The sequence below is a fragment of the Deferrisoma sp. genome (assembly GCF_054681715.1).
On record NZ_BAAHFQ010000217.1, the window covers coordinates 1 to 4,064 of the forward strand.

Consider the following 4,064-nt stretch of genomic DNA (forward strand, 5'->3'; position numbering starts at 1 on the left):
GCCCGCCACCACGACCTTGCCGAACCGAACCCGGGGGCCGGCCTCCACCCGGAAGACCGCGTCCACCACCCCTCGGTCCGGGTCGGTCCGGGTCTCGTACACGACCCGCCCCTCCGGAAACCCACCGGCCCCGAGTCGGCCGATGAGATCCCGCCGCACCTCCTCCAGCACCCCCGGGTCGGCCCAGGCGCCGGGTTTCAGGCGCCCCAACGCGGGTTGGAAGCCGGCGCGATCGGCCCCGATCACCTCCAGCGTCACCGAACCCCACCGGAACCGCTGCCCCTCCTCGACCCGGAGGGTCAGGACGGCATCACCATCGGCGGCGATGTCCATCTCGGCCATCTCGATCCGGGCGGCCCAGAACCCTTTGGTGGCGTAGTACTCCCGAAGCACCCGCAGGTCCCGGTCCAGGGCCTCCTGGGTGAACGGGGGCGGACGCAGGATCCCCCCCTGGATCACCGAGAGGTAGGGCCGCAGTTTCCGGGCGGAGACGCTTTCGTTCCCCCGGAACCGCACCCGCTTCACCGCCACCCGCGGCCCCTTGGTGATGACGAAGGTGATCACCCGGCCGGCTCCGGCCCGCTCCTCCCGGTACACGGCCCGGGCGTCCCGGTACCCGTCGGCCCGGAGGCGTTCCTCCAGGGCCTCGGAGGCCCCGCGGAGCCAGGCCTCGTCCATGGGCCGGCCGTACCGCTCCTCCAGGGCCTGGCGCAGGGACCGCTTGGTCCACTCCTCCACCCCCTCGAACCGAAACCGCACCGGGGCTCCCGCCACGATCCCCACCACGAGCCGCACCGAGCCCGGACCGGCCGGCTCGAACCCGCCCCCCTCGATCCGGGCCTCGGGGTAGCCGTAGCGGCGCAGGAAGGTGACGAGCCTTCGCCGGCCCGCCTCGAGTTCCGGAGCGCTCGCCCGATCCCCCCGGCCGATCCCCAGGAGCGCCAGCCGGCGCCAGGGTTCCACGGGGAACCCGTCGGGCCAGATCACCTCCGCGACGCGGCGGGGTTCCCCGGGGTCCACCCGGAACGTGACCTCGGCCCACTGGCCCCGGCCGTCCGGCCGGACCACGGGGGTCACCCGGACCTCGGGAAACCCCTCCTCCCGGAACACCCGCACGATCTCGCCCCGGTCGGCCTCCAGCCACGGCCAGGCCACCGGCTTGTCGGCGGCCGTGCGAAGACGGGCCGCGGCGGCCTCCCGGACCCGCCGGGGCCCCCCGACGACCCGCACCCGGCGCACCAGGAGCCGGGGCCGGACCACCACCCGCACCCGGAGCCCCGCCGCGTCGGGCTCCGCCTCGACGCGCACGTCGCCCACCTCGGGTTTGCGGGCCAGCAGCCCGAGCCCCCGCTCCACCTCCCCGGTCCGCAGCTCCTCCCCCTCCCGGACCCCCAGGAGCCGAAGGACCTCCTTCGTGCGCACCCGGGTGTGGTTCTCCACCTCGACCCGGGCAATCGGCCCCTCCGGGCCCCCCTGGCCCCGGGCCAAACCGGCGACGAGGAGGAGCGCCAGCCCAAGAAGCCCCGCTGCGGCCGCCCTCATCGGAACGTGAACCGGAACCGCACCTCGCCGCCCAGGGAGCCGGAAGACTCGGCGCCCCGGTCCGACCAGGTGCCCAGGAGGGAGACGTGGGGGCTCAGCCGGTACTGCACCTCGAGGTCCTGGGCGGCCTCGGCCCCCACCGTGGCCGCGTACCGGGCGTAGAGATCGCGGGTGATGGCCTTCCCGATGGTGACCCGGGGCACCGTGCTCTGGGCCGCCGGCGAGTAGGCCGGGTCGATGTGGAACTGGTCGACCCCCAGGAGTTCCCCCACCCCGGACTCCAGGGTGTCCTGCACCTTGCCCGTGAGGAAACTCGCCGCCTCGGCCGCCGAGACCCCCTGCCCGCCGGCCAGGTTCTCGGAGGTGGCCCCCAGGGTCAGGAGCGAGACGATGTCGGTGTATTCCAGGGGCGGGCTGCTCGACAGGAGCACCTGGTAGTCGTCCAGGGGGCCGATGATGTCCACGTTGACCTGGTATCCGCTCACCTGGGCCCGGGCGTGGACGTCCAGGAGGGGCATGGGCCCGGCGTCGCCCAGGAACTCCACCGAACTGCGGCGCATCTCGTAGACCGTGTTCCGGAACTGCACCTCGCCCGCGAGCACCTCGAGCCGGCCCCACAGCACGGGCCGCGTGGCCGGACCCCGCACCCGGAGATCCGCGGCCAGGTCCACCTCGGCCAGGTTGTTTTCGACCCTCAGGTCCCGCTCCCCCCGCACGGCGATGTCCAGCGTGACCCCCGAGGTCTCGGCGGCCGACTCCACCTTCCGGGGCCGGCGCTGGAGCAGATCGAGGAGCATGGTCTTCCAGGAGATCCGGCGGGTGAACCGGAACCGCTCCAACCGCACCTCGCCCACCACGCGCATGCCCGGGGGTAGACCGGTCACCAGGAGATCGGCGTCGCCCGCGTAGCGGACCCCCGGCGGCTCCTCATGGTCCACGTCGCGCACCTCGACCCAGAGCCGCACATCGGTCGGCACGAGACCGGCCAGGGGCATGCGGCCCTCCACGTGGATCCGCCCCGCGCCCAGGGCCGCGTCGAACCACTCCAGAATCAGGCCGTCCTGGGGATCCAGGGTGGCCGAGGCCTCCGCCTCGGAGAGGGCGAGTCCCACCCCCCGGATGCGGGCCTCGGCGCCGGGGTACACCTGGATCGGGCCGCGGAACCGGGGATCGGACCACGGCCCCGTGACCTCCAGGTCGGCGAACAGGGTTCCCCGGGCCGACTCCACCGGCCCGATCCACCGGGCGAGCATCGAGAGGTCGCACCGGGCCTTGCCCCGAAGATCCCACCCAGGCCCCGGGCCGGCCAGGCCCGACGCCGTGAGGGTCACGTCCCCCCCCTCGATCCAGACCTGGTCCAGGCGGAGGGCCCCGCCCTCCCACCGGATCCGCACCGGGCCCCGGTTGCGAAGACGAAGGGGCGGCAGATCCACGGCGACCCCGCCGAGATCCATCTCGGCCCGGACCGGAGCGCCGGCCGGGGCCTCGGCCCGCAGCTCCCCGTCGAGGGAGACGTCCAGGTCCTCCGGCCACCGCTCCCGGGCCATCCACCGCCCGGGGCGAAAGGCCCGGAGCACCGCCCGGCCCCGGGCGCCCCCGGCCGGACTCCACTCGCCTTCCACCGCGAGTTCCGGCCCCAGGCCGGTCCGGCCGACGATCCGCCCCCCCTCCCACCGAAGGTCCAGCGGGGCGTCGAGGGGGCCGAACCAGGGCCCGGCCACGGCCTCGGCCCTTCCCCGCCACTCCCCCCGCTCGACGGCCGCCCCCCGTCCCCGGGCCTCGCCGCGGCCGGACAACCGGCCGGACCAGCCCGCGGGGAGCCACGGCGAGAGATCGAGCCCCTCCGCCTCGGCCCGGGCCTCCCAGGCCAGGGACGTCTCGTCCCGCAGCCGGGCCTTCGCGTCCAGACCCCGGGCCCGGACCTCGACCGCCCTCCCCTCGGGCCCGGTGCGCACCTCCGCGGCCCCCCCGGGCACCTCCCGGCCGTTCCACCGCACGCCGGTCCAGGACAGGCGGCCGTCCAGGTCGCCCAGGCCGGCCAAGCGCTCGGGCCACGTCTTCCCCTCGAGCCAGGCCCGCACGCCGGCCGAGGCGCGGATCTCCACCGAAGCCGTTCCGGCCTCGATCCCGGGCACCACCCGGCCCAGGGGGAGCGCCGGGGCCCTCACCTCGGCCTCCAGGGGCCAGCCCCCCTCCCAGGACTGGAGCCCCGTCGCCTCGGCCCCCAGATCGGGGGCCCGGGCCCCAAACCGCACGCCCCCTCCCCCGCCGTCGAGGGTAAGGGCCACCGGGCCGAGCGCCCTGCCAAACGCCTCCAACGCCGTGGTTCCTCCGCTCCACGTGAACGCCCACGACCCGGCCGGGGTCCCGAAATCGCCCGTGAGGCTCCCCTCGCCCGACACCGGGCCGAGCCGGATCCCCTCCGGGACCCGATCCCCGAGCCACGCCGGATCCCACGCCTCCAGGCGCCAGGCGAGCTCGAACCCGGCGCCGAGGTCGGCCGCCAGGGCGGCCCGAAGCGC

Annotated in this window: 2 protein-coding genes; both read right to left on the reverse strand. The window is 75.6% G+C overall.

The window, feature by feature from the left end:
• Positions 1 to 1,542, reverse strand: a 1,542-nt coding sequence (locus tag ACY0I8_RS16755) for a POTRA domain-containing protein (RefSeq protein ID WP_461395659.1), incomplete at its 3' end; no start/stop codon positions are given.
• Positions 1,539 to 4,064 (reverse strand): translocation/assembly module TamB domain-containing protein (locus ACY0I8_RS16760; RefSeq protein ID WP_461395660.1); only part of this gene is annotated, 2,526 nt, incomplete at its 5' end. The genes ACY0I8_RS16760 and ACY0I8_RS16755, both read right to left, overlap by 4 nt.